Here is a 25,007-nt window from a genome sequence, read left to right as displayed (position 1 = left end):
CATGCGACATACAACTTTATTTTATGCACTACTCGCCCTTTCGGTAAGCACCAGCCAATTGGCCCGGGCCACCGAGAACCCGCAGGCGGGCAAGGAACAGGCGCAGCCTATCAACGAACCGATTCCGCTCCATCCCGGGGTCAAGGTCGGCAAGCTGGCCAACGGGTTCCAGTATTTTATACTGCGCAATACCGAACCAAAAGACCGGGTTCTCTTTTATCTGGCCAATAAAGTTGGCTCCATCCTGGAAACGGACAAACAACAAGGATTAGCCCATTTTTTGGAACACATGAATTTCAACGGCACGACGCATTTCCCTAAGAATGCGCTGGTCGATTACCTCCAAAAAGCAGGCATCCGCTTTGGGGCAGATCTGAACGCCTATACCGGTTTCGAAGAAACCGTCTACCAGCTTCCCCTGCCCACGTCCGATCCTGAGCTACTGGAACAAGGGCTGCTTATCATGCGCGACTGGGCGGCCGGCGCCCTGTTAGAGGACGAGGAGATCGATCAGGAGCGCGGTGTTATTCTCGAAGAGAAAAGGCAACGAGGCGGCCTGTCCCACCGCCTACAGGAAAAGACGTTTCCGATGCTTACCAATCACTCCCGCTACGCATACCGCATGCCTATCGGTACCGAAGAAGTATTGAAAAACTTTAAGTACAAAGAGATACGTCAGTTTCATAAAGATTGGTACCGTCCGGAACTTCAGGCACTCATCGTCGTGGGCGACATCAACGTGGCCGAAATGGAAGAGAAAATTGTCGCTCAGTTTTCGGGGTTAAAAAATCCGAAGAGCGCGCCGAAGCTAACGAATTATCCGATTCCGCTGACCGGCAAAAACCAGTTTCTTGCGTTCACGGACGATGAAGTAACCCAAACATCGCTACAGATTCTCTATAAGCAAGAAGCCGTAAAAACCGAACATGTAAGTGATTATAAACGATCTCTGGCAAAAGATATCTTCATCCAGCTCGCCAACACCAGACTAAGCGAAAAGACACGTGATGCCCAAACGCCCTACCTGGCAGCCTCGCTCAGCAACGGAAAAATCGTCAGTAACCTAGAGAGCAGCGGCATCCAGATTATGCCAAAGCCAGACAGTTTACAGGCTAGTATTCACAGCGTATATAGCGTCTTAAAGCAGATCAGAACACAAGGTTTTACGGCCTCTGAAATTTCCCGCGTCAAGACAGACTATCGTACAAGCCTGGACAGAAGCCTAAAAGAATATGATAAGACGAGTTCGAAAGCGCACATGGACCAGATCCTGGCGTACTATCTGAAAGATGAACCAGCGCCTTCGTTCGAGTACCTCCATCCAGTTCTGACACAGGCCATCCAGGAAATTACGCCGCGCGAAATTCTTGCCTATGCTGATGAATTTGAGCAGGACATCAACCGCGATATGATCCTTGTCCACACCAAGGACATGGAAAACGCCCCCACGGAGCAGCAGATCGACACCTGGATAGCGCATGCGCGCCAGCAAGATGTAACAACCTATGAGGAGGAACAGGTCGCCGATCAACTTCTGGGCCCGTTGCCTGTGCCTGGAGATATCGTAGAAGAGCACCAGGATAGCGTTGTCGGTACGCAGACCCTTCTGCTTAGCAACGGGGCAAAAGTTGTCCTGAAACCGACTACGTTCAAAAATGACGAAATACAGATCACCTCCTTTAGTCCTGGCGGGTATTCGCAGTACGATCTGCAGGATTACCAGTCGGCTGTCAACGCCACAAACATCGTCGTCAACAGCGGGCTCGGACCTTTCAGCTCGTTACAGTTGTCAAGATACCTTAACGGCAAAAACGCATCCGCATCCCCATTTATCAACGAGATTGGGGAAGGGATCAAGGCGTATTCTACAAAAGAAGATTTAAGCACCGCGTTCGAACTGATCTACGGCTACTTTACGGCCACACGTTTGGATAGCGCGTTCAATGAAGCCAACCTGGAGAAATCCAAGATTGCGCTAAAGAACCGCCATCTGCAACCAACTACCGTATTTACCGACAGCATCGCAGCCGTACTCTACGATAATGATCCTCGAAAAACGGCGCCCACAGCAGCTAAGATCGATCAGATCAACCTCAACCGCTCCCTGGAGATTTTCCGTGAACGGTTTGCCGATGCCTCCGATTTTACATTCGTTATCGTCGGGAATTTTGACCGCGCACTTATCGATCCTTTTATCAAACAGTATCTGGCTACGCTGCCGAATCTAGCGCGTAAAGAAAAATTCCGTGACAACGGCGTATACCCGCCTGCAAAAGGCATACAGCTGGATATTCACCAAGGGAACGAAGACAAGTCGACCGTAGCTATGGCCTATCTAAGTGCATACGAAGACTACAGTGAATACAACAACCTGTTGATGGACGCACTATCCAGCACCCTGACGATAAAACTGACCGAACGACTTCGGGAAAAAGAAGGCGGTATCTATTCGATCAGTGTCTCACCATCCTTATCTAAAAACCCGAGAAAACGTTTCGGTATGAATATCTCTTTCGTCACCGATCCGAAACTCGTTAATAAACTGGTTGGCGCGGCGTTAGAAGAGATTGAGGCCATACGGATGAACGGTCCCAGCCAAGAAGATATCGACAAATACATCGCCGAAAAACTGCTCAGCAGCGACCAACAGCTAAAATACAATAACTTCTGGCTGTCCTATCTCCTGAGCAGCAGCATCGACAATCTCGATCCGGCCCGCATCTACAAGGAGAAAGAACTGATCAGAACGATTACCCCTGAAAAGATACAGACACTGGCACAGAAGTACCTAGAGCCGTCACAGCTATTCAAGTTTGTCCTTTACCCGGTCGAATAAATCGAAATTAAGACTTTGTTTAGTTTAGTTTAGGAGGGTCTGCAAGTTTGCAGGCTCTCTTTTTTCTTAAGGAAGTTATATCTTTCCGCTTCTCCTACTTTTCTTCAATGCTTCGATTAAATCTTCTTCAAAATACAGATCGCCACCGCTCAAACGCATGGGATCGAGTATTTCCTTTTTCAGATTACGGTTGTAGGTCGGTTCGGTCATATTCATCTTCTCCAGTACCTGTTCTTTTGTCCAGATGTGGCGTTCTTGTAGCGGCAAGCGCTGTTGCCGCTTGATATCGACGAGTTCGCCAAACAGTTTGACCAGTTCGCTCAATAAATTTTTAATCGCGGTTAGTAGTTCGATTACATGATTCAGTCCACTTTGCATAATTGGAAATATTAAAAACAACAGCCGAACAGCCCTACTATAGGTCAACACATGACCAGCCCACTCCCATTGAATAGGTTTACAAAATATGGGATATTTAAACGTTAACGCAACGGAATGAAGCTATCCCAACCTTCGTACGTCATTCCGTCATTATCAGCCAAAAAATCCTCTACCACGCCTTTCTTCGCCGGCCCAATCTTACACATCTTGTCCAATTCTTCCGCTGGTATCTTTTGCACCATGCGGCTGTATATTGTCCTGGTCAATTCGACATGCGATCTTGGCTTCTCTATAGGGTAAGCCACCAGCAGCATATTAATGCAGTAGTACTTCGATATCTTGATCATCCAACGGTCCAGCCCCCGCGCTTTCAATTCTTTCAGAATGTCGTCTGCCCGTAGCTTATCGCCGTCGGTTAAGTACACATAATATTCTTTAGAATGTGTTTTTATCGCCGCTATATCGAAAAAGCGAACCGAAAAACCGTCCGTATAGTCGAATACGGGACCTAAGCCCTTCTGCTTTATTAAATGCTGAAACAGGGTATACAATCCCGCCCGTTCATCTATATCCGCTGGCAGCACCTCTTTGATCTCTACCACCTTCTGCGGAAAGCTGTTTTTTAATGCATATTCGGGACGAAAAAGCAGCAAGCCGGTATAAGCGCCAACCAATAGCACAAAAACAGGTAGGTAATCGCGCATGTAGGCAAATACGACTGTCAGCGTATGCGGTACAATGGATGCTACGCACCAGATAAACGCCATATGCACGGTCACTACCGGAACAATTGCCCATAGGATATATCCCAGTTGATGTCTGTACGATAATGAAATGGCTTGCGTTTCCAGCCCAATGTTATGCTGCTTACGCAATAATCTGCCGTACTGCCTACCTATCCAAATCGCATAGGCCCAAAAACCGGCTATGGTGATGAGCAGCAACGGAATTAAGTTGTGGCTTTTTAAACGTGCAACAATATCAGCGTCCCAGACCTTCAGGTTGAACAGCAGTGCAATAACGAATGCATAGAGCAAAAAAACAGGCTTCTTCAAAATTTCTAAGTTAGTTTACGAGTTATAATTCGAACCTAAGATAATAAATATCACTAAACAACGATGCCCCCATGGCGAATTTTTTGTCAAAAAGACCGTTATCCATCGGCCTGATATTTAAGATTAACCTTAATAAAAGCCTATTTCAGTCCTATTTGCTCCGATAATTCTTGTGATCAGTGCTGAAAACAACTTATTTGCCTGCTTCATCAAAACAAAATGTTATGAAATACAGCTTTGACAATATCGGTGTTGCTCAGAAGCAAGCGTCGGTCGTAGCACTTCCAGATGCCGAATTACAAGCAGAAGTTAATTTTATCCGTACCGATTTTAAGGGATGGATGCGCGAATCTTTTGACCTGCTGCCTCATCAGGATCAGCAACTGGACATCATGCCTGCCGATTTTACGTTGCGGCTGGCCAACGCCATTGCCGACCATTTTGAGAAGCGGACCATGGTACAGTTTAACAAAGAGACCCGTGCAAATGAAAACAGTGATGACCTTAAAGAGCTCATCTTATTTGGATTAGACGAGATTACCTTTACGCTTACCTCAACACCGAGCGTACTCGTTCCGGAACTGGCCATCTTTATCCGTTACAAACAAACCCTTTAATATCATTAGTATCAGCCATTCCCTCGGGAGCCAGCCGAACAGTGCTCCTGGGGGATACTAAAAATCCTTTACCTTCATCCTTCATAAACTAACCTTATGAAAAAAAGCATGCATCTGGGCTTGCATGAATACTTTAACGAAGTAGACTCACCAGCCTATTTAACCAAAATTGAGCGTAGCATAGCTATGCGCCACGCCGAAGAAACCTACTGGAAACACCAAGGTGAAGAAGCTATATTACAAGAGTTTGACGGGCTCCAAGGGTACCTTTACTTTATCGATATCGTACTGGACGACGAACGACACATTCCCTTCGAAATAGACCATCCCGATCTCCATATCCTGTACGTTCTGTCAGATAGCGGGCCAGTTAAGTTTTACGATCAGGATGCCCAATTGTTATCCAAACTAGCCAACCATCGCGCCCAATACCTGTACTTACCCCCCGAAGATTACCATATCACCCTACCTCCGGGGAGGTCGACCATTTTCGGCTTCTATTTTCGAGCCTCCATCTTCCGTGAAGGAAACGACAGCAAGTATACTTTCCTGCACCCGCTACTGGACGCCTATCGCAACCAGTCGCCTTTTCCGAAATGCAGCATCGATTTCCAGGTGGGTCCAATTACCGAGCTCTATATCGAGACCCTGTGCCGAAATCTAGTGGCCAAGCAATTGCACAACGAAAGTTTTATCTTGGAAAGATTGATCCAATTGATCGAACTTTCCAAGCAAAAAATACATAAAGAATATGATTACGAAGACACTTGTAAAAATCTGATTTATAAACATATAAATACCATAAAAGCATATGTAGATATTTATGGTCAGAATTTTAGCCTACAGGAAGTTGCAGAAAAAATGGGGTTTTCCGAATCGCACATGAGCCACATACTCAAACGGCAGACTGGTACGACAGCCAAGCAATACAAAGATCGCTTTGTGGTAGAGCGTTGCCGAAAAGAACTAAAAGCCTACGCGCTGCTGGGCGATGCTGCCGAACGTTGTGGGTTCTCCAGCGTAGCTTCTTTTAGCAAGTTCTTTAAGAAGCATACAGGTGAAACACCGAGTGCATTCCGAAACAGGCCTATTTAGTGCTGCGGTATATTTCGGTTCTTGTTGCGTTCTTTCCGGCGGTTATAGAGAAAGAGAAAAAGATAGTGGAGATAATCAAGCGGATCGATCAGGATCTTGACTACTGCATCGCGTTTGCTATCGTTACCATAGCCCGGCAGCGAATAATCAAACAACCGCAAGGAAACGACGACGCCTATATCAGTTCGTAGCCAGCGCCATACCTTTTTTCGGTCTTGCCCCCTGCTGTAATCTTCTGGAGCCAGCGGTATATAGGGATTAGCGGCCAGTTTCTTGAGTATCTCCACGGGGATCTTAAATTGTGCCGTGGTATGGAAAGCTTCGCAGCGCCTGCAGTAATACACGCGTCTCTCCTTTCGTTGGTCGTTATCCAGGAAAATACGATTAACCGCTACGATCTGTTGTGCACGTCCCAAGAGCAGGGGGCGCTTGCCGCATGGCAACTGCTGGATCTCCTCTTCACTTAGTTCGGCTTTGCACACCATGCGCTTAGACACGATCTCACGTACGGGATACAACCTTCTGTATCCGGCAAGCAATCGAAGAACGACGGTATGTTCGCGTACGGCAAGAACCAGCCCGAGTTGTGGCTCTCTCGGAAACATCATCCATACCCAATCTTTCTGCTTAATCGACATACTACATCATGATCTTGATATCAACAACTGTTATAGCTGTACTAAGTTAACAAATTTATAGATAGCTACATGAGTTGTCAAAAATGGACAATACCCTATCGCAAACCTAGACAAACGTTGCCGCTGAAGTTGCCCTACTTTTGTATCAGACACTGGTTGATAAGATCCAGTGCTTGATACAAAAGAAATGAGAACACGGATGAGACATATCACCTCTATTTTACATCTCGGCCCCGCCAGATGGCGGTGGCGTAGATACGCGCTTTTCCCCCACGGGGTGTGCTAACAAATGCCCACGGCACTTGCAGGTGTCTATTTTTAGTGGTACGGGCATGCCCTCTAACAGATTATATTCTAAATTAAAAACATTTAAAAGATTTGCTATGACAGCATTAAAAATAAAATATCTAAAAAGTGCATTTACGGTATTTGCACTATGTTTAATCGGAACGGCTTCTGCTGCTACGAATGGTAATGGAGATGAGAAGGAGGCGAAGAAGGAGGTGAAGGTTGAAACTGCGAAGGTGTTCTCCGAGGCGTGGTTTTCTTATGATGGTACAGGTGATCAAGATGATCCAGCAAGCTATATGTACAATCCCTCGGGTGGTGGTTGTTCGGGAAATACACAGTTATGCGAGATCAGGATCGCCTCTCCATCTCAGGATCCTGAAGAAGGTTTGACGGAGGACGACCTAAAAAATCTCTTGGTTCAAGAAACCGGGAACCCAAGTGCAACCGAATTTAGCGGGCCAAGCAGCAATGTCCATTTCCAACCTTGATTTAATACAAACTTTTGCTCAGCGGGCAAAAGTTTGTGTATTATATAGCCCGAGTCGAACACTCGGGCTATCTTAGTATATGATTACAACCCAGCTAAATCCTTAACTCGTTTTGGGATTGACCATATATAACCTGGATCATTCGGTTCCAGTATTATTTCTTGTCCATTCACCACTCTGCGTAACACTATTCCTCTTCCCTCTTTATTATATCTCTTTACATCCGAAAACCTATTTCCCCGAAAAAAAAGTTGCAATTTTCGTTCATTCAAGACCGCATCCAACACATCGTCGATGTTAGCAATCTCGTACGGTTCATAGCATTCATTTTTCCACCGACGCTTCTTCAAGAGATTAAGGATATCAAGTGCTTCATGCTCGTTTCCAGTTCTCGCAGCGCTTTCTGCTCTAATTAGATAAACCTCATCCCATGCGATCCCATTAAAAAGATTAGACAATGATCCATTATAACTACCTTTGAAACCAATCTCTCCGTTCGGGAGCATCTGAAAATACAACGTCTTCCGTAAATCCCGATCGTCATAACTCTCATAAAATTGTCTCGACACAGAGGCCGTCGATTGATACACATTATTCGCTACAACGGTTGAGCTGTAAAAAATAACCTCTCTATTAAATATTTCAAAAGGTATATTTTCTAATGTATCTAATTCATTGTAATCCAACAATTCCGATCCATCGCCCGAAACCAACTCGGTTGTCAAATCATAAGCCTTTTGGTAATCTCCTTTGTAAAGGTAGATTCTCGCCAATAGGGCCAAAGAGCTTTGTATTGAAGGCCTTGTTTTAAGAGCGGCTATCTGGTCCAAATATTTTTGATTAGACTGCAGATCATCAATAACGTACACGTAGCTATCTTTTAGGGATGAAACAAACGATTTTTTAGAGAAATCGGAATCTTCTCGAATGACAATTCCTGACATATTAGCTGCATTATGATCATCATATACATCGGTGTATATCTGAAGAAGATGACTGTAGGCATGTGCACGATAAAATGAAGCATTTGCTCTATATTTCAAAAAATCCGATTCTCCCTCTTTCAACCCGGCTCTTTCGAGATTATCAATTACAAGATTTGCTGTGTAAATAGCTCTATACAATGAATTCCAATCTTCGTCCGTTTGGGTGCCTTCGAACCAGATATAGCTTTCCAAGTTGAATGGATTAGATATGGCATTGTACACCTCGTCCCTTATATAATACTCGTCAGATGCATTTTGAAGGACAACCGAACCTTTATTCATACGATCAATACCATCAAGAAGTGCCTCAGCCGCCTCCTTCGAGTCAAGCGTAGATAAAGTAAGATCTGATTTTGCGTCTAAATATGAATCACAAGAACAGAACAAAACAAAAAACAAATATAAAATCCTCATAATTATAAATTTAAGTTAACACCAATTGTTATTTGCCTTGTTGGTGGATAAAAGGCATTTCCCACATTAAAGTCAGGATCCAGATCCCGCGAAGTTGCTTTCCAGAGCACGCCTAATCTATTTAGATGGGCAAAGATTTTTATATTTTCAAAGGGTAAGTTTTTCAGCGCACTCTTATCTAACGTATAGTTTAACGTTATATCGTCAAACCTTATATTGTCAGCCCTTAAAACATTAGCAGGTGATGCAAGAAAAAACTGATCTCGTCTACTATCTGCCGGGTATACCGCAGCGGGTATATCCGTATGAGTCTCGTCCCCTTCTTTTTGCCATCTACGCCCATAATCTGGCGACCCAATACCATTTTGATATAAAGATGTATAAGATAAGCCCGCTTTCTTAAAATAGTACCCCATTTTAAAAGAGATACTAAAAGAAATCGCTAAATTCTTCCATCCTATGGTATTTCTCCAAGCTCCAAAATAACGTGGAAGCGCAGAACCGTGGTAAGCCAGATCACCTATCATCGTATTGTTAATGATTGAACGGTAATCAGTAGTTTCCATCCCCTCAGATAAACCAACAGGATTTCCCTCCTTATCCAACCCCCTCCAATCGAAGCTATAAATGCCGTAGGGATTATTCTGGTTGTTGTTTAATGTAATACGACTGCCATTCCCGAGCGCGGTGTTCAATCCGCGTGTATTGGAAAAATCATAATTCAGATGAGAAATTTTGAAATCATTATAACTCAGTAAAAATGTAGACTCCCAACTGACTATACGCTGTGAGATCCTCCCTGTAAACGACAGGTCCAGCCCCATACCTCTCATCTCTCCCGAATTTGCAAGGATCGCAACCATACCCGTTGTAGGATCAACTTCCATCCCAGTAATCAAGTTTTTGGATATCTTAGAATACCCTTCGATTGTGCCACTAAACCGATTGTTAAACAAACGATAGTCGATCCCTATATTAGTCATATAAACAGATTCCCACGAAAGGTGTTCGTTGCCTGGGGTCTGGATAACAGCTTGTGGTCGATTTATAATACTACTTGAGGCGTTTTGAATACTTAATATTGGCACAGCGGAAATAGTATTATTAGTGTTCCCACTTACCCCGTGAGTTATTCGCAAGGACAGATCATTCAACCAACTGAAACCCATAAATGATTCGGCGGCGAGATTCCACTTGCCTCCCAACGACCACAATGGTTTCCATTTATTGTTTGCGGAAGCGCCGAAAAGATTGGAAGCATCATTTCTAGTACTTCCGCTTATTGTATACTTGCTTTTAAACGTATAACTGCCATTGCCATAAAAAGAGACAAATCGGTCGGTGGTTCCTGTTAAGCTACCAAATGTTGGAATCCGCCCTCTTCCGAGCCTATCCCATTTCGTAAACATCGTCAAATTATCAACGGAAGAATATCCTAACGTATTCTTATCTACCCCCATGTAGCGAAATACGTTACCGTTACTCTGGGCATCTCTAATTTCATTCCCCGCTAGGAGATGTAACTCACCTCCATGAGCAAATATTTTATTGTAGTTAGCCTGTAATCGCAATGCGTGTGATTTGGTATGGATATTACTCTTATCAATTATACTTCCTATGGGCAGATTGTAACCGACAATACCATCGTTCAAAAACGAAAATTGGTTAATAAGATCCCGGGTGTAAAACATATCTTCAGATCTGATATTGCTTGCCGTATTACGGATGTTCTCGTATTGGTATCTTAAATCAAACTGTAAGTCTCGGTTAAGCGTATAATTTATTCCGACGTTTATATTAATCGCATTCCCTTCATTGATATTATCGGCGCTATTTAATTCTCTAAGTGGATTATAGGTCCAATCAAGCAACTGGCCGCTGCCCACTGTATCGATATAACTTGATCGGTACGTCTTTACTAAAGAGGCCATCGTTTCATCGTCATTGTGTAATACCGCGTATGGGTACATTTGCTTGCCTACGTCATAATTCAAAACGGTGTAATCTCCGGGTGAATTCGAGGTAGTCTTAGTTTGCGTGTAAACAGACATCAGTTCCATCTTTAATGAAGGAAGCAACTGATAATTATTGTTTGTTCTAATACTGTACCGATCTGTATTGTTTCCAACCAATACGCTTTCATTATTATCCGCCCCCGCAGAAAAGAGGTACTGGTGTTTGTCATTACCGCCACGCAAAGAAACATGATTCTGATAATTCTTGGCTGTTCGATAAAAATAACGTTCATAGTCCTTTCGAAAATCATTTGTAGCAAAAGAACTTAGCTTTTCTTCAAGATCTTCCTGTGAAAGAAGATCCCGTTTATTCAAATCTAATAATTCAATTACTGGCGTGACCGCTGGAAACCTTGTTCTATTACTCAGTGTATTATTATAAAACCCATTTTCAAACAACTCTCTCTCCATATCAATGTATTCCTTTACGTTCATCCTTTCATATTCGAAAAGATCCGGTTTACCGTTCAAGCGCAAATTACTATTTACGTCCACCCGCATCGGCCTGGCTTTCCGTCCTTTTTTTGATGTTAGCACAATTACTCCATTGCCTGCGCGAGCCCCCCAAATGGACGCTGCCGCTGCATCTCTTAAAACAGTTACACTCTCTATATCATTGGGGTTTATGTCTTCAATATTTCCCCCATATGGGAAATTGTCAAGGACAATGAGGGGGGATTTAATGTCGTCAGACAGTGTGCCTACGCCTCGAACAATAATATTATTTTCAGAAACAGATAGCTGATCGGCAGATTGTCCCCTTCTATCGAATAGCATACCAGGCACGGTGTTTTCCAGCCGACTAAGAACATCGGTCCCAGTACGTCTATTAAAAAGCTCATTATCAATAAATTCAAATGACCCTGTAGCTCTTTCTTTCGATAATTCCTGATATCCAGTGTTAATGACCACTACCTCCTCAAGCGCCTGAACGTCCCGATACAGCGCCACCGTATCCCCGACGTTGAGTTCGTCGAGGTCGACATTCCTTGTTACATAACCAATTAGAGAAAACTGTAACGTATTATTTTTTAAACTCTTGGGGAACGACAGTTCTCCATCCCTACCCGAAACAGCTAATATCTCGCCCCGTTCGCCTTTCGCAACAACACCAGCCAATGGAATTCGACTTCCATCCTCAATGACAGTAAATTTACGTTGTTGCGCATACCCCACTAAATGGAGGATACACAATATCGAAACCGTAATAACTTTCATATACCCTCCTCCCCTTCAAAATCGTTTTTGACAGGAAGATTAATATTTCCTGTATTAAGAAGCTTCTTTAAATTATCGTCAGCTACCTCGTTTCCACCTGTTATAGCAACAATTTTCCCTCTATACACCCATACAAAATGTGAAATAAAGCGGTACCTGATGTAGTCAGCAACGGTCTGGTCTATAAACGTTAGCGGAAAACTGTAAAACGTTGACATTGGACGATATTTAAGAAATGACTCCATTTCACTCTTCTTCTCTGGAGACATTAATACAAACTTGATAGTACAGCTAAATATCTTTTGCAGGGTATCGAGCTCTTTCAGCTTATCGGTACACCCTTTACACCGAGTATGCATAAAATCCAATATTATCAGCTTCTTATCTCGATAGTCATTAAGCGTAATCGTATCCTTTCCTTCCGGGTGGTTTACTACCTGCAAGGGCATATGCCATAATTCCTCTGGTATGGTATCCCCTATCTGCAAAGGCTTAATCTCGGTTTGCCCTTCGGCAGTCCGCGATTCCGCGGACTGCGCCCAGGCGTCTGATAGATTAAACAACATGAAACAAAGTAGTCCGTAATAAAAGACTACTTTGTTCTTCGTTGCCTTAAAAAACAAACTCTTCAACGAAACACATAAGAATCCCAAACAAAGGATTCTTATGTTCTTCAAATCCATAATGAAAGGTAAATTACTTGAAAAACATATCATCAATACGACAAGTGGCAATTCAATAACCCTAGGCTCTGAATTACTATAAAACAAATAGTTCTTCATCACCTTAACCCCGAAAACGACCAACAAAATCTATCCTCACTCCTTCTTTAATATCGTCTACCTGTTCTTGCGACATATAATCACCGATGGCACGGTACGATCGGTTCCTATAGTGTACCGTATAGCTAGCAACCATGTAGGACAGAAAGTCTTTTAGGAAACTATCCAGTGCCTTGGCCTCTTGACTTCCGTGCCGGACGGCTCCCTGTGCCAGAAGCACCAGATCAAATAAATTAAACCGATCCGTATCATTCAAGTTATACTTGGACCAAAACCTATCGATAACCCAACTTGGGCGGTAATCTGCAAAGTCCGTAAAACGGAACTTCTTCGCTATAACGTGAAGAAGATGGTTGTACTTCGCTACCCGATCATGATTGAGATAGACAGTTTTGAACTGAGCAATCTGCTCTTCAATTGTAGTAGATGAGGCGGTCTCTGGCTGATCCGTAAAGCCATAGCTCTCCCCTTTGCGTAATTTTCGCATTTCTTTTTAGCAATTAAGGAAGGGTGCGTAGCTCAAGGTGTGCTACCGCCCGAAGACTACGCTCCGCTTCCAGGTGAATAAATAATTGAAAAAAAATCAATGCGAACGGTCAACTTTTCATACAGGTTAAACGGTTTTCATATGTCGCATTGCTAGGAAAAACCGACCTAAACTGAATTATCGAGAAACAATATTCCGGTTTTACGGGAATTAAATTTGGAAGGCAACAGAAAAGTCCATAATTTTAGAGTGTGAAATCAAAATAATTGACCGACTATTGACCTTTGCAAACGCGTGTTTTGGTATTCAAGGTCGGTTTGCAGACGAAACGTCTGAGAAGGCTGTTGTGCTTTTGAACGGGATGCAAAGCATCTCATAGAAGACCTTTTCGGTCTACGCCCAAAGGTTTACTCCCCTCTCCTTTTCAGTCTGTTTGTCGGTCACGCTATTGTGGTGCGCGTTTTACGTTCTTATACAGTAGTGAATGGGAAAACCGATGACGCACTTCTGTGAAGTGGTCTGGGTGGTTTTGCGTGGTGGTTAAATTACTCGTTTTCATAATTTTTTAAAGTTTACGATAACGAGCTCCCGAAAGATAGAAAGTCTAATTAAAGAGAAGGCTCCCTATCTTCCACTGTCAACGGCGCACGGCGAAGAGCGCTTGACACAGCTTCCGATAGGGAGCCACCCCTCCTTTCGTACAAATGTACAAAAGTTTGGGGAAAAGCTATCCCTACGGTTCCGTGTCAATTGAAAATTTCGCCGTTTTCGTTGACGGAACTCTTACGTGAATCAAGATTTCAAAACCTCGAACACAATACAAATATACAAAACAAAAACAATAGTTCACAATTAAATGTGAACTTTTAATACAAAAGTATGGAAGAAACTGGAAGTGACAACAAAAAACTCAATTATATACAAACAGCACTAGTTGAAAAAGAGATGTCCTCTAGAGTTTTGGGACTATGTTTAGACATCCATAAAGGCACTCTAACCAATTGGACCAATAATATTACTCAACCTAATTTAGAAAACATTGAGAAAATTGCAGAGCTTTTAGAGTTAGATAATTACAAATTAATAAACAATACCAAACGTAAAGATACAGGCCTAATATCAGCATTAGTAGCTGAATATAAGCGATTGACAAACGAAGAAAAAATGGGGTTATATGTAACTGTGACCAAGGACGGTAAAACTAAAAAAACGTATAATCCGGAGCTTCAGTCCGCATTGTGGGACTTCATAGAAAACTTCCGTAAAAAGATCTCTGAAACAATTCTCACTGATCCGGTTTTCATCGATAAGTATTATAAAGACATCGAAGATAAAGAACGCCTAGATGAGTCAATTTTTATTTGTAAAGCGTTACCCCAAGAAGGCAAGCCATATTTTGAATATCTGGTAGTAAACGAAAGTTTGGGCGAAGACCACTTTGTGGCTCGCTTCGCAAGGAAAGAGGACGCTGAGGCTTATGTTGAGTGGTTGGAGAATGCTGATTAAATAGAGTCATTAACCAAAGTAGTAGTTAACCAATTGATAGAAAATCATGTTCAAACCAGAAGAAGCTTGGGAGATAATAAAGAGGAATGCTGAGAAGGCTAAAATAGCTAAGGCCGTTTGGCATTCACCGAAAAGAGGAGCAAAGTATACACTCGTTGATGTTTTGGATGACAGAATAATTATATGGAGGAAAGACCGAGGCACCGAAGAGATTTTAACAAAAACTACTGTTGAACAGAAGGCTTTAGAGTTATTTAATACCGCAGGCGAAGTAAAGATTGGAGAGCTAATGGCTGCTACTGTGGCTGAGGAAACTGCTTTTGTATTTTTTCACCATCAACTTGGGTGGAGTGAGGATAGGGAGTTTATTGAGATAATAAAGTTGGGATGATACAAATATTGATTTATGCGAAATAGATTTAGTGAGTATTATAAGTTAAGTGATGAGGATCTAAAAGATCATTGGGAAAAGGACATTTTTTGCTTTGACACTAATGTTTTGCTGAACTTATATCGTTATTCACCTAGTGTCAGAGATGCTTTCTTCAATTTACTAGAACAAATAGGTGACCGCATTTGGATTACCTATCAAACGGCTTTTGAATATCAAAAAAACAGGCTGTTGGTTATAAATGCACAAAGAAATGCATATAAGCGAATTCGAGACACTTTGAACAAGAAAAAAGGTGAGATAGATGCTGAACTTAATAGTTTTAAAAAGCACACCTACTTGCAGTCGAACAAGCTAAAAAAACAAATTGAACAGGCTTTTTATTCGATAAGCAGTGATTTGGACAATTTGGAAAGGCAACACCCAGATTATCTAGCTGTTGATCCTATTTTGGAAAAGCTAACTGTTCTATTAGAGGGAAAAGTTGGCGATGATCTTCCTACAGCGAGTCTGGAGCAATTATATCGAGACGGCAAAAAAAGATATGACGACAAGATCCCTCCTGGATATATGGATATGAGGGAAAAGCAGAATCAAGGCAATCGTTCACTATATGGAGATATTATCGTTTGGAAACAAGTTATAGAAAAAGCAAAAGAAATTGACAGCTCTATAATCCTCGTTACTGACGACTTAAAAGAAGATTGGTGGTATAAATTCAACGGAAAAACAATTAGCCCAAGGCCCGAGCTGATTAAGGAGTTCCGGGATGAGACTAAAAAAAGAATCAATATATATCAAGCTGACCTATTTCTTGAATTGGCTAATAAAAATCTTGCGCAGAAGACTGCCAAAGAAGTGATCCAAGAAGTTAGAAGCGTTCGCTTCGCCGATGAATTCGAAATATACAAAAGGGACTTCGACGATATTGAAGACAAAAGATTATACTGCCAAGTCTGCGATCCTGGAGAGGATTATCCACTCGTAAATTACTTGAATATTTATGAACCTGAGGATATAGAAAACGAAAACGTTGTTATTGAAGATCCTGACCAATTAAAGTTTGACTTTGCTGGTCAGATTGAGAATCAAAAGCGAGAACATATAACAACTGTTCAAACCGCTGAATGTGCGTGGTGCGGAGAATTTCACATAATTTGTCAAAATTGCCACGAGACATTACCAACTTCTGCCGATTCTCCTATCATTATATGTGGCTGTGGAATAAGATACTATTTCGACCATAGTTATGCGCGAATTAAAGACGGAGAAGGGTATGAAATTAGGATAGTAAAAGATGAAATCCATTGTCGAGGTTGCGGTAATGAGATCGAATTTACAGATTTTACAGGGGACCATATGTGTTATAAATGTGAAAATAAGGCTGTAAACGAATAAAAACATCTAATGATTAAATATCAAATAGTTTTATTCTAACAGTATTTTGAATTAAGAAACAGTAGTAAATGAACACACATCCACTAATAACCGAGTTACAAAAGCTCAAAGAGTCCTCTCGCTTTGCCATTGCGCAAGGAGGGAAATACGATTTGGATGATTTTAAGAAGTACCTGCATATCGAGCGGGAAGTAGAGAGCCAACTGAAGCATATCATCGTTGAGAGTAGCAAACGGGAAAATGCACAATTGGTATTAGTATGTGGAAATGTGGGGGATGGAAAATCACATATCCTCTCCTACCTCCATGGTGTCATTCCAGATGAAATGGGAAAGTTTGTGATACACAACGATGCTACCGAATCACACAACCCAAATGAAACATCGAATGATACCTTGTATAAAGTTTTAAACGGATTTAAAGACGAGAATATCAAATCGTCAACAGATAAAATAATACTCGCCATCAATCTGGGTACATTGAGTAAATTTCTAGAGGTACATGGAGCTGAATTCCAAAAACTATGGGCATTTGTGGAAGATCAATCCATCTTGGATAACGCAAAGGTAAGCGCAAATGTTACCAAAGAGAGTATTAACTTTCGACAAATTAACTTTACTGACTTCCACTTATATTCGTTGACAGATGACGGACCGATTTCTACGACCATAAGTGAATTGTTGGATAAAATAGTAGCCCCCGAGAGTAGCAATATCATCTACGAAGCGTATACAAAAATTAAGGATCAGCCGGAATTTGTAAAATGCCCGGTCAAATACAATTATGAGTTCCTGTTAAATACCGAAAATAGAAAGCTAATTACCCAACTTCTTATCCAGGCTATAGCGCAAAACAAAGAAATCGTGTCTGTTCGCTCGCTACTCAACTTCATCCATGATCTAATCGTACCAATACAGCTGTCTTCCACGAGCGAAACTGAACAAAAAACGACAGTTCAACAGCTCTCGGAAAAAGAGTTTGTCAGTGCTCTTATTCCGAACTACATATTTGAACATGCTGATCTATCGAATATTTTCAGCAGGCTCTCCGAACTCGATCCGTGTAATATTAGAGACTCAGAAACCGACGAAAAACTACTAAAGTTACAAAGTGCTGATAATCCTATCGATCTTTTTGCACAGGATATCAACACAGAGCTATATGGCAATGTCGTACATCAAATTAATATACAACAAATTAATAAAGATGTCATTTCCAAGTATTTTGTTAGGCTACTTTTTTTTCAAAACGGAAGATCACCAGAAAAAGACATATTTCTAAAGTATATGACCTGGTTGTATCATTTTAACCGGGGGGACGTAAGTTATTTAGGGAAATTATATGAACTAGTCGAGAACGCAACAAAGAAATGGTATGGCGACCCTAAAAATGGAGATAAAGTTATTTTGCGGACAGGTAGACGACAGACGAAGTATCGTGTCTTTAAAGACTTTTCACTGCAACCGCAGCCTGTTATTCCAAATGAAGGAGGGAATGCAGTTTTACACCAATTTGTCCAAGAATTTGTGGTACGTTATGTTTCTCCAACCACTATTGACAAAACGATCCAAATAGCCATCGACTTTAGTCTATTCAGAACATTACTAATGATTCGTAATGGTTATAGGCCAAACAAAAAAGATAATAACAATTTCATCTACTTTGTTTATTTCATCAATGAGGTCACACAAGAAATTACACAAAATACCTTATACATTGACGAAGTGAATGTAGGAAAACCTGTCGATTACAAACTGACAAAGAATGCATTTGGCGGTTACAAATTTGAACGTGTATCATGAGAAAAATCGAATTGCGGTTGGAAGGGAAGTCGGGCTTGAAGAGCCGTTCATTAAAACAGAACGCATTTCAACACCATACGGGGTATCAGGTCAATATTTTTCCTTTTAAAACACAACCGGGTGGCCATATCTTTAAAGCGGATTTCTCTTCTTTTCAAGGGATAATGGGAGATGTAATCAGACTTTCGCAGAAAAAAGATATGCACAAGCCAAAAGATAATGTTTCATATAAAGCAGATCTTAAAAGCACTATACTGCGAAACGCCTTACAAAAAGTCGACACGAATGAAAGTCTTCATCTGGAGGACATTTTATCCAAGCTCTATTTTGATACTGAAGATGGGCTTTTCAAATACGACTTTAACGTGATCTCCTATATGAATTTCATCACGACTAAGGCAGCCATCAAAGATATCCCAATATTCATATCGGATGTGTTTATTGAGGGGAACGATCGATTCAAGAGTTTACTATCGAGCAAGGGGAATGATAATATATTAAATCAACTCATATCGGAGTCCTTACCCGCTCAAACCGAAAGAAAAGAGAGTGAACGGGATAAGCGTGTCTTTAAGAACATGATTCCTGCTGTCGTCAGCATATTTCAGAAGGATTTTAATTTTCTGCTAGACAATAAAGAATATTTTTTACAGAACTTTGAACAATTTTTTAAATACTATTACTTCTTCTATTTCTCCCAACTCGTATTAAAACTCCATGAATTTGGAAGGGAAACCTACACGATTAAACCAATATATTTTTCTCTGGAATGGGAAAATCTTTCGGAATCTAGAATGGGCTTACACAAACCGGGATGGCAAGAACTTTCCAAACAATACGATCGGGTGTTTGCCCACGCGAATACACTTGAATTGATCAATTATATTCGTGTAGATGATGAGATTTTGGGTGATTATGATGAGATATCATTTCGCTACAACGCTTTCGAAGATGAAGAAAAAGATGCATTTAAAAATTGTCTGACGGAACTGCTGGATTTCTACAAAGTAGAAGTGAAAACACTCATTCCTCCGGCAAACTGGGGTGAATGTCAAGCGCAGTTAGAAGCATCGCTTGAAAACAGAAAGTTTGACGAGGAAATAACGAAACTAATTTATTCTCTCTGGTACACCATCCGATACCAGTTTGAAAATGGAAAACGGAAAAAGCCATATAGAGACTATGCCTTATGGATTAGCACATTCGCCAAAGAAAATTTCACGAAGTCAGGTGGCCGTTTAGGCCCTAAATTCGTACTCACGCAAGAATTACTATTATTCCTAACCAAACTATGTGTTGGAGAGCAACAAAAAATACGTTTGAAGGATTACTGGACCAAACTTCAGGAACGTGGGCTAGCATTTGACGAGACTTCGAAATTGGAGATCGTCAAGTTATTTGAACGAATTAATTTAATTGAGAAAAAAAGTGATAGCGGTGATGCACAGTACATTAAATCCTCTTTATAAGTATATATCCCAATTGATTGTTGAATTCTTGACCATCCAAGAAATTCAACCCGGTGAGCGGTATAACCTGTACATGGAAGAAAAATCTAATGTTAGACAGTTGTATGAGGCACTTCGTAAAGAAGATCCATTACGTACCCACCAATTTGCCTACAAACATCCAGAGGGTAGTGATACTTTCGAATCATTTACCATCCAAATCGGTCAAACAAAAGTATTGGTAGCATCGAGCGAAAATGCAACTGAAGATTACTTCACCATGCTCAGAAATTGTATTTCAGACCAATCAGCGGGTTTCGAGAATACAGCATTATTTATTCTCTACAGCCAGAAACTGGAAAGTATATCGGGCGGAAGCGGCAACTTAGAGAAAGATGGAATGCCCCTGCATTACCTCAGTTTCCGAGACCGTGTCTCGCGTGACATTGATGAAAGTAGCTCGTTAGAAACACACGAAAAGGAGATCTTGAAATCCGTTCTCAAATTCAAAACAAAAAGCGTATTAGAAGACAACAACTCTATCTTTGATTACGAATCTGTCGTAAGCATCCTGTCCAAAGGAAGAATAGATACGGAGGATTTCAGAAAGTTAGGGCTTTTTCCACACGAAGAACTGGCCTCTAAAGGAAATAAGATAGAAGAGGATATTCAGAGAAATTATAACTTATTTGGAGAGATAGAAAGTATTTTTCTAAACGGCGACCCGGAGATAGAGCTAAAGGAACGTCTGCCCGATAACCAATACTCAAAATTCGTCAAAGGCGACTGGAAAAACACAGATTATACTGATATCTCTAAATGGCTAGAGTTCGAAAAAAATAAGGTTGCACCCGAAATAGTTTCGGTATCCTGCAATACAGATGATGTCACGCTGTGGAAACGGACAGATGGATCTACAACGGCAAAAAAAAGACAATATAATTGTATCCTGTTTAACCCAGAACAACGTGAAAATATTTCATTAGAAATAAAGTTCGATCAGCGCACAAAAAACCAAGGCATAGCGTATAGAGGAAAGGCATTGAATGTCCAAACAAGTGGATTCAACCTCATTATTACATTTTTGGGGAGCGATAACGATACAAGCCCTTTTCATCTTGTAGAATATAAAGATCCGGACTCAGGAAAAAAATATACGTTTAGACTTTTACACGTACATTTCGAGTCTTATTACTTGGCACAATTTGAGACGATTTTCTTATTAAAGTCTAGCACTACCGAACCTGCGTTATCCGTGCAAGATGACAATACGTTGGTATTCAACGAAGGTGCACAGACATTAACAGAAGATCAACTGGAGTATGGAAAGAATTATAATATCTCTGAAGAAGTTGGACTAAAACTATTTTGTGATTATTACAATATACCAGAAGAGGAGATCTATTTCAACATAACGATTGAAGATACAGAAATCCCGATCCATATTAAACCTGATTTCGAGCCACCTCGTCCGATAACTGGTTTAGACGTGTGGAAGGAAAAACGGATTAATAAATCGGATTTCCGCTATAAACAAGAAGAGGAAGTTATAAAAATTCAACTTAAAATAGATCAACAGGAAAGGACAGTAAGTGGCGATTTTAGAAAGAACCTTGTTATTGAAGATCTTATCACAAAAAGTGACGCCTACAGCTGGATAGAGAATAGTAACGGATCTATTTCAGAACTTCCTTTAGACCTACCGCAAAACATCCAGCACGCTTTTGATGAATTTCGCGCAATCTTTCGGAAAAAGAAAGCTCAACCAAGTCTCGCATATTTGACGGATGCGGAACAGAAGATCGCAGCTTACTATGTACAAAACGTGTTAGAATACATTTCTAATTTCGACGAAAGTCAACCGCTAACAGTAGAACAAAAAAACGTTTTCCAGCTGGGTGTGCTACGTGAAAGCTCTGGGACAAAAAGAATAAAACTTAGTCCATACCATCCACTCAATGTGGCCTATCAATTACAAGTGAATGAGGTTTTGGATCATGATACGAAGTGCTATAATGCCACTCTAAAAAGACTAACACCAAGTAATCTATTACCCTACATACAAGGAAAATCGAAAGAAATTTATATCCCCGCTGAATCAGCGCACTCGCCGGAGTGGACATATTATTCCATATACTCCGACACAAAGCAGGGAATCGCAAAAAGCTATATTTCTGATCTGATTGCGACGAAGTTAAAAGATTTTAAAAACAACTACAGTATTTTATTTGATCAGTCCACACAGTCTCCTGTCAGAATCAATATCATCAACCAAGGGGATTGTAAAGAAGTGCTTCACGGGATTTTTGAATTCTATCGTACGGAACTAAACTACAATAAGGATAAGCGTCTGATGGATCTCATACCGATCGAAGTTTTCATCTACGGTTCAGAAAATCTAGTCAATAAATTCGAAGAATTGGCATTCTATACATCGATCAATGAAATTGAAGAGCAACTCGGAATCAATCTAAAAACGAATGCATTTGACAAAGAAGACTTGCTCAATGCTTTTTTTGATAAAGTAAAGTTCTATTCCCGTGCATTTCCAAAAGACAATAACAACTTCGAATACGCTCACATCACATTTTATCAATTCGACACACAACAGTCCAACTTTTCATTTAATAATATCAGTGATGTAAAAACAGGCTTATCATTGCGTGGATTACTTTCAGACGTTTCATTTGTTGCGCACCAAAATACTTATCGCACAGGTTTTGGCACAAAGTTCCTACCCAAACAGATGAATACATTGACGGATCTGGCCATGCGTTATAACTCCTTTGCCAAAGTCGCTTCAAATGACGACCCTTATGATTCCAGTAAAGCACTCTGTACGACCATCAGCTATACGCTCCGCACAGAGCTGGAGCGATTATATGCTAATTCACACTGGGTGACTTACATAGATCCTCGAGTAGATCTAGACTTCTTCAAGGACAATACGGACTTGGTAATCGTCCATTACAGTGATCAGTATACAAACTCCAGTGGTTACGATGCGATTACAGTCAGTAGGAAGACGGAGCAATACGCTTTTGTGGTGAGGGAATTTCTTTCCCGTCACAACGTCGCCTACAATGCCAGTACAGATACTATCCCGATTATTAATTTCTTTAATGCTATTAATGGAGATTGGCTACTGGGCCTAGTACGTCAACGTAGCCACTTCCCTAAGGAAAAACTCAGTTTACTGTCTGGGGTAAAAACGGCGCTCGCGTTTCTTTATACCCCCGATATCATCTGGGTGCCTATATCGCTCGAAGAGATTTTGCGTGTATCCGGAAATGTTGGCCTCACGAAAGAGGAAGGCTTGTTTTCTACAAAAAACTTAGGGGGCATCGGGTCATACAGTGACGATTTATTGATGATAGGATTGGAGATGAATAATAACGAGTTGTCAATGCACTTTTATCCGGTCGAACTAAAAGCCGGCGGATCAAACATTGTTAAAAAGGGGAAAATACAAGGTGCCAAAACTGCTGAATTGATATTCGAACATTTGTCTGAAGATGGTTTTGTTGCGGAGTTTTACAAAAACTTCTTTGCTAAACTGGTGTTAACCAGTGTCGAAAAAATGAAGCTATTTCAAATATGGGAAAGTCAGGATTGGGATACAATTACAAACGATTATCGAGCTCAACTCTTAAATAACGAATTCACCATTTCGAACAGTCTCAGTCCTTTCATTGGGGATTTCGGCTTGATCTATTTTGGAAAGGGTGCTATAACTCGTACATTAAAAGTATTGGACAACTGCATGGAAATTACACTTCTGGAACAAGATGGTTATGATTTCCTTGTTAAATCAGTCGATCATCTCATAGACTTGTTTCACCATTCCAAGACCACGATAGATACATCGAGGTTACTTGCATCAACTTACAATATAGACAACATTGCTAATCAGGATTCAGATGTTATAAAAAGAGTGCAGGCTGATGAACCGAGTACAACCAACAATACCACGGCTCCTAATTCGTACCTAATAAAGACAGAAAAAATCGCTCACGCAACTGGAATGAAGATTCTTTTCGGCACCGATCTTAACAAGCAGACACCGGTGATTTGGGAACCGAATAACACGGATAAGGTAATGCACACCAATACCGGTATTATCGGAACCATGGGAACAGGGAAAACACAATTTACTAAATCCCTCATAGCGCAAATGCAGAAAAATGCAGATCAAAATCCCGGCAATGAGAGGTTGGGTATCTTGATCTTTGATTACAAAGGTGATTATGTAAAGGACGATTTCGTTATCCCAACGAATGCAAAAGTGTATGAACCGCATCAGTTACCTTACAACCCTTTGGCCCTAGACGCAACTGCTAGATCCAAGCCTATGCTTCCATTGCATACGGCAAACGACATCAAGGAAACTATTGCAAACGCCTTCAACCTCGGAAACGTTCAGAAGCAGAAGTTACGCGATATCATCGTTGCCGCTTACGAAAGTAAGGGTATAGAAAGGGCGAAGAGAGATACATGGTCTAAGCCCTCTCCTACCTTAGGCGATGTATGCGATATTTACTTAGATGATCCGAATATCGCTCATGACAGTTTGTATGCAGCTATTTCGAACCTGTCGGATTTCGAAATCTTCGAATCAGATCCTGCCAAGACGCAATCTCTATACTCATTGATAGATGGTGTAGTCGTTATCAATTTATCAGGTTATGATGAATCCATTCAAAACCTTATAGTCGCCATTACCCTTGATGCATTCTACACACAGATGCAACGACATGGACATAGCTCAATCGAAGGGAATTTACGCCAATTACGGAAAATAATCTTAGTCGATGAAGCTGATAACTTTCTTGGAAAAAACTTCCAGTCATTGAAGAAGATACTAAAAGAAGGTCGCGAATTTGGTGTCGGCACCGTCCTTTCTACCCAATTTCTTAATCACTTCGCAACCGGAGAAAATGAATACTCAAATTACATTTTGACTTGGGTAATTCACCGTGTGAACGAAATAAAGATGAAAGAGATAGAGTCTCTTTTCGCATTAGATAACAGAATACAAAAAGAAAACCTCCTCAAAACGATTAAAAGTCTTGAAAAACACCAAAGCGTAGTGAACCTTGCGGGTTCGGAACCTTTGGTCATAAGGGATAAAGCGTTTTGGGAGTTATAAGAATAGTACA

17 protein-coding genes are annotated in these 25,007 nt (G+C 41.1%); 10 read left to right on the top strand and 7 right to left on the bottom strand.

What is annotated here, in order from left to right; translation table 11 throughout:
* Position 1: 1 nt before the first annotated feature.
* Entirely contained in the window at positions 2-2,836 is a 2,835-nt protein-coding gene (locus tag FXV77_RS09650; RefSeq protein ID WP_148919026.1) for a M16 family metallopeptidase, read from the top strand.
* A gap of 75 nt (positions 2,837-2,911) precedes the next feature.
* Here the strand turns inward: FXV77_RS09650 and FXV77_RS09645 are convergent, their stop codons facing one another.
* Complete coding sequence (locus tag FXV77_RS09645; RefSeq protein ID WP_148919025.1) at positions 2,912-3,214, bottom strand: hypothetical protein; 303 nt, start codon at positions 3,212-3,214, stop codon at positions 2,912-2,914.
* Between the two features lie 104 nt (positions 3,215-3,318).
* Positions 3,319-4,272 (bottom strand): hypothetical protein, encoded by a 954-nt coding sequence (locus FXV77_RS09640; protein WP_148919024.1) that lies wholly within the window; start codon positions 4,270-4,272, stop codon positions 3,319-3,321.
* A gap of 224 nt (positions 4,273-4,496) precedes the next feature.
* Between FXV77_RS09640 and FXV77_RS09635 the strand changes: the two genes are divergently transcribed.
* Complete coding sequence (locus tag FXV77_RS09635; RefSeq protein WP_148919023.1) at positions 4,497-4,889, top strand: hypothetical protein; 393 nt, start codon at positions 4,497-4,499, stop codon at positions 4,887-4,889.
* 96 nt (positions 4,890-4,985) lie between these two features.
* Positions 4,986-5,984, top strand: coding sequence for a helix-turn-helix transcriptional regulator (locus FXV77_RS09630; RefSeq protein ID WP_148919022.1), 999 nt, complete (start codon positions 4,986-4,988; stop codon positions 5,982-5,984).
* On the opposite strand, the gene FXV77_RS09625 is transcribed toward FXV77_RS09630, so the two are convergent.
* Positions 5,981-6,400, bottom strand: a complete 420-nt coding sequence (locus FXV77_RS09625) for a hypothetical protein (RefSeq protein WP_148919021.1) — start codon at positions 6,398-6,400, stop codon at positions 5,981-5,983. The two genes, FXV77_RS09630 and FXV77_RS09625, sit on opposite strands and share 4 nt — an antisense overlap.
* Before the next feature lie 605 nt (positions 6,401-7,005).
* Here FXV77_RS09625 and FXV77_RS09620 point away from each other — a divergent pair.
* A complete protein-coding gene (locus tag FXV77_RS09620) occupies positions 7,006-7,401 on the top strand; it encodes a hypothetical protein (RefSeq protein WP_148919020.1) in 396 nt (131 codons plus the stop codon).
* An 83-nt stretch (positions 7,402-7,484) separates the two neighbouring features.
* On the opposite strand, the gene FXV77_RS09615 is transcribed toward FXV77_RS09620, so the two are convergent.
* The 4 genes from FXV77_RS09615 to FXV77_RS09600 all read right to left on the bottom strand — a co-directional run bounded on the left by FXV77_RS09615 (position 7,485) and on the right by FXV77_RS09600 (position 13,303).
* A complete protein-coding gene (locus tag FXV77_RS09615; protein ID WP_148919019.1) occupies positions 7,485-8,801 on the bottom strand; it encodes a RagB/SusD family nutrient uptake outer membrane protein in 1,317 nt (438 codons plus the stop codon).
* A 2-nt stretch (positions 8,802-8,803) separates the two neighbouring features.
* On the bottom strand, positions 8,804-12,034 hold the full coding sequence (locus tag FXV77_RS09610) for a SusC/RagA family TonB-linked outer membrane protein (protein WP_148919018.1): 3,231 nt from the start codon (positions 12,032-12,034) through the stop codon (positions 8,804-8,806).
* Positions 12,031-12,600, bottom strand: coding sequence for a peroxiredoxin family protein (locus FXV77_RS09605; protein WP_187444082.1), 570 nt, complete (start codon positions 12,598-12,600; stop codon positions 12,031-12,033). The genes FXV77_RS09610 and FXV77_RS09605 overlap by 4 nt, the downstream gene beginning before the upstream one ends.
* 220 nt (positions 12,601-12,820) lie before the next feature.
* Positions 12,821-13,303, bottom strand: coding sequence for a hypothetical protein (locus FXV77_RS09600; protein WP_148919016.1), 483 nt, complete (start codon positions 13,301-13,303; stop codon positions 12,821-12,823).
* Between the two features lie 879 nt (positions 13,304-14,182).
* Here FXV77_RS09600 and FXV77_RS09595 point away from each other — a divergent pair.
* The 6 genes from FXV77_RS09595 (at position 14,183) to dptH (ending at position 24,997) form a co-directional block, all read left to right on the top strand.
* Entirely contained in the window at positions 14,183-14,809 is a 627-nt protein-coding gene (locus FXV77_RS09595; RefSeq protein ID WP_148919015.1) for a helix-turn-helix domain-containing protein, read from the top strand.
* Between the two features lie 46 nt (positions 14,810-14,855).
* The gene (locus tag FXV77_RS09590; RefSeq protein ID WP_148919014.1) at positions 14,856-15,200 is read left to right on the top strand and encodes a hypothetical protein; all 345 of its coding nucleotides are present in this window, start codon (positions 14,856-14,858) and stop codon (positions 15,198-15,200) included.
* 15 nt (positions 15,201-15,215) lie between these two features.
* A complete protein-coding gene (locus FXV77_RS09585) occupies positions 15,216-16,598 on the top strand; it encodes a PIN-like domain-containing protein (protein ID WP_148919013.1) in 1,383 nt (460 codons plus the stop codon).
* A gap of 68 nt (positions 16,599-16,666) precedes the next feature.
* Positions 16,667-18,400 (top strand): DNA phosphorothioation-dependent restriction protein DptF, encoded by a 1,734-nt coding sequence (gene dptF / locus FXV77_RS09580; RefSeq protein ID WP_148919012.1) that lies wholly within the window; start codon positions 16,667-16,669, stop codon positions 18,398-18,400.
* Positions 18,397-19,869 carry a DNA phosphorothioation-dependent restriction protein DptG gene (dptG, locus tag FXV77_RS09575; RefSeq protein WP_148919011.1) on the top strand — a complete coding sequence of 491 codons (1,473 nt, stop codon included), beginning with the start codon at positions 18,397-18,399 and terminating at the stop codon, positions 19,867-19,869. Before dptF ends, dptG begins: the two co-directional genes overlap by 4 nt.
* Complete coding sequence (gene dptH / locus FXV77_RS09570) at positions 19,841-24,997, top strand: DNA phosphorothioation-dependent restriction protein DptH (RefSeq protein WP_148919010.1); 5,157 nt, start codon at positions 19,841-19,843, stop codon at positions 24,995-24,997. The genes dptG and dptH overlap by 29 nt, the downstream gene beginning before the upstream one ends.
* Positions 24,998-25,007: the final 10 nt, after the last annotated feature.

The organism is Sphingobacterium phlebotomi, assembly GCF_008180195.1.
GTDB classification, from domain to species: domain Bacteria; phylum Bacteroidota; class Bacteroidia; order Sphingobacteriales; family Sphingobacteriaceae; genus Sphingobacterium; species Sphingobacterium phlebotomi.
Note: the sequence above shows the minus strand (reverse complement) of the source record. Positions and strands in the feature narration are given on the sequence as shown.